Origin of the sequence: Moorena sp. SIO4A5, from assembly GCF_010672005.1 — a bacterium.
Taxonomy (GTDB): Bacteria; Cyanobacteriota; Cyanobacteriia; order Cyanobacteriales; family Coleofasciculaceae; genus Moorena.
Genome location: NZ_JAAHHZ010000473.1, coordinates 1 through 3,752 on the forward strand (window position 1 = coordinate 1; position 3,752 = coordinate 3,752).

Annotated in this window: 3 protein-coding genes; all 3 read right to left on the reverse strand. The window is 40.4% G+C overall.

Annotated elements, in window-relative coordinates:
- A partial coding sequence (locus tag F6K57_RS39450; protein ID WP_293074205.1) for a lipid II flippase MurJ occupies window positions 1-874 on the reverse strand: 874 nt, incomplete at its 3' end.
- A 189-nt stretch (window positions 875-1,063) separates the two neighbouring features.
- Window positions 1,064-2,458 (reverse strand): DUF4832 domain-containing protein, encoded by a 1,395-nt coding sequence (locus tag F6K57_RS39455; RefSeq protein ID WP_293074208.1) that lies wholly within the window; start codon window positions 2,456-2,458, stop codon window positions 1,064-1,066.
- Between the two features lie 301 nt (window positions 2,459-2,759).
- Window positions 2,760-3,752, reverse strand: a 993-nt coding sequence (locus F6K57_RS39460; protein ID WP_293074211.1) for an EAL domain-containing protein, incomplete at its 5' end; no start/stop codon positions are given.

The following is a 3,752-nucleotide window of genomic DNA, read 5'->3' on the forward strand; positions in this document are numbered from 1 at the left end:
TATACCTAAGGGTGCCACGGATTTCTTGCCAATCCTGACTAGCAACCATCTTAGAAAAATAGGGAATTACCGCAGTGCTGATCGCAATACTCATTAGGTTAATGGGAGAAGCAATTAAACCGTTGGCGTAGTTAAGTATAGACACACTACCAGGAGACAACATAGCTGCCATGGCTTGATCAATTGGAGCAGCACTACAAATTAATAATGCTCCAGCAATCATTGGCAGATACTGGCTCGCTACCTGGCGCATAGGCTCATTAAATCCATACCATCTTGGCAGTAATGAAATACCTTGACGATGCAGTGCTATTCCCAGAATTATCAGCTCTAGAACTGTACCACTAATTAATCCAGCAACTAAGGCAAAGATTCCTAAAGACTTAAATCCTACTATCAATAGGATGCTAATCACCGGAATCATCATTGGACATAGAGCTGCTAGAGCAAAACGTTCCCCAGCATTCAAAACAGCACTCCAAATGATGGCAATCCCAGTAAGGATAACTACGGGTGCCATTAAACAAAGTAGATGGAAGGTAAGCTCTAACTTTTCGGGGTTAAACCCAGAGGCAATCAATGGTAAATAAACCAGAGCAGTAGCTACCATTACTATAGTAGTGAAGCTAAGCAGTACTAATGCCCAGATCATTACTCCAGAAAACAGTTTTTGAGCGGCTGCCATTCCTTCCTGATCTCGTACACGGATATAGGTAGGAATAAAGGCAGTATCAAGGGATTCAGCGATTACATTTTTGATCAAAAACACAACCAATAAAGCGATAAAAAATGCATCTAATTCATCCCCAGTACCAAACCTCCACGCAACTACTAATTCTTTAATAAGAGAACCAACTTTTACAAAAGCAGTCAATAAACCAACAGTTACAATTGCGCGAAAAATCTTGCTATTCGTCGAGCCATTGACTAGCTTTTTACAGTAGATAAGCAAGCTCTGCCCTGACCAAACTCTCATAGTCTCTATCCGTATTTAAGCATATGCGCTACGCGCAGGCTACGCCAACAGATGTCAGCTATCAGCTAATGCGAATTAGCTTACAGTTTAATTAACAATAAGGCTAGTCAATAGGGAATTGTAGCCTGTCGAGGCTTCCCATAGATTTTGATTAGCAAGTCTGATGGAATAGTCTGGATGATTATATAATTGAGGAGCTGGATCAGGTAGATTTAAGAAAACATCATAGGTTCCAGTTTCGATTGTGTCTGGAGTACGAGTGACAGCATTAATAACCTGAGTACTACCAGGCATCCACATCCGAGGATCCTCGTCTATAGGTAAATGGTATTCGCGACGAGTGACACGGTGACGGAGAATAATTTCCAGTGGCCGAGGATTGTAAGGACTAGCCCATCCTTCATTGATAATTTCCAATTGTATCGAGAATGTACGAGCGGGTTTTACCCTAGTAGGAGTAACTGATTTGACTATACGGAAGCGATAGCCCAAACGACGTTTAATTTCCTCTAAACACCCTTGGTTTTCCCAGTCTTCAATGATCTCAGTGGCATCACTTGGTTTGTAATTTAATGCACTCCAGCGCATTCGTTCTAGTTCATTTAAAGCATTGGGACAATCATCAAAAGAACTAGGATTGCAGGTTTCTCCCCCCTGTACCACATACCGATTATCCAGATTTAAAAATGTCTTTTCTTGTTCTATTATCCCCCGATCCGTATCGCTGTAAGTTCCCCAATCATCAATACTGGCTAGGAAACAATCATTAGTAGCTCCAGTTCTCCCTCGGTTAGTACCATTAAACGCTTCATTAGGGGTAAGAGGATTTTCTTGATCAAAAATTGCTATTTTATGATTGGGGTATCGTAGAGTAACCATCCGTTCACTGGGTAGAACAGACAAGAGTTTAAACAAAATAGCTTTTCTATCTTCATTGTTGCTATCCAAACCATAGTAAGAACTATGCCATTCTCCCCAGTAACCAATAAAACCTGCTTCCATGTAGGCGATAACATCGTAGTTTGATGCTAATATCGGTTGCAGATCATCCAGATGGGAGAGTATGCGATCGCGGGATGAATCTTCACCACCTCCTACCCAATTATAGGAAAACCGTAGGATTAATTTAACCCCAGCTTGTCGAGCCGTATTCAAATCCTGGGATAGGGTTTGTAGAAAAGACTCTGATAACGGTTTATTTCTAAATTCTGAAATTACGTAAACCTTACGTACTAAGGTCATTTGGTTATTCCTAACCTCTTGTAGCTCAGACAGCTGTAAGGAATAATTTGATGTATTGTCCAGAGGAGTAAAAGGCAGAAAAAAGCCTCGTTCTGGATTTGGAAAGTGTTCATCACTCCCTTGATAAACCGTGGTAACGTTAGAGGTTTGAGCTGTTGTCATAGTATTACAAGCAACAGTGGTGAATATCCCTAGTACAAAGACTAACTTGCTGTATTTTGCTATCTTGCTAATCACCATAATTGCTTTCTTATACTAATTGATTATCAATTTTTATAGTGGTTTTAAGTTGGATGAGCTATACACCAAATTTCTCCCCCCTTCTCCCCCTCTTTCCACTCTCCCCTTAGTTTAGCTGTAAGCATTCAGCTATCAACCATTGCCCTTTGGCCACCCTTGGCCTTTTTGGCCACGCTACGAGAATGGCCACGCTACTTGAGGTGCGAACGGGACAGCTTTTGAATAAAAGAGGTAAGCATTCGTTTAATCTGAGTTAAGTCTGCTGACGGCTGACAGCTGACGGCTGAAGGCTTACGTTTAGCTAAACTCCAATCAAAGTTATCGCCGCTTCAACGTCTACAGGTTTGGAGAAAAAGTAGCCCTGTCCATATTTACAGTTGAGGATTTTTAGTTGATCAATTTGCCTGGATGTTTCTACCCCGGTGGCAATTAGATCAACACCAAGATCATTGGCTAGTTTAGCCACGGTTTGAACGGGTTCTAAATTTATGTTATCCGTATTAATTTTACTGACTAGAGACCGATCAACTTTTAAGCCATTAAACTCTCCATAGATAGAGTTAGACACTTCATGGATATAATTGATATCCGATGAAGTATTAATACCAAAGTTATCCAATTCTAACTGAACCCCAATGGCTCTAAGTTTGGAAAGCACCACCATGGCTTCCTCAGGATTTTTACGAATAAAACTCTCAGGTATTTCTAGCTTCAAACGATAAGCATCCAAGTTAGTTTTATTGATAATATGGTCAATCTGCTGAACTAAATCAGGTTGCAATAACTGTTGGCGACACAGATTAACACTAATGGTTATCGGTGTTTGACTAGGAAACAGTTGTTGCCAAGACTGTAGTTGATTGCAAACTTCTCTGATTACCCACCAACCAATGGGAACAATCAAGCTAGTTGCTTTGGCTACTGGCATAAACTCTTCTGGGTAAATCAATCCTAGGTTAGGATGCTGCCAGCGCAACAATGCTTCAAAACTATTAATATGCTCGTTTTCTAGGAGCATAATCGGCTGGTAGTAAAGCTGCAACTCCTGATTTTTTAGAGCCTTTTGCAAATAATCTTCCATTTCCCAGAACCCAATTTTTTTGCTTTGGGTAACTTGGCCGTTGGCTTGGTGATAACACTTGTCTAACACTTTAATCTTGTCATCAGTCCTAATCATCTTAGAAATATCCGAATAAAAATTTAGGATTGGAGTAGTTTTTTTGTATTTAGGGGTGTATCCTGGTACCAGTTGCTCCAGCAAGAATAAAATTAGATTGGTATAATTTTGATCTGC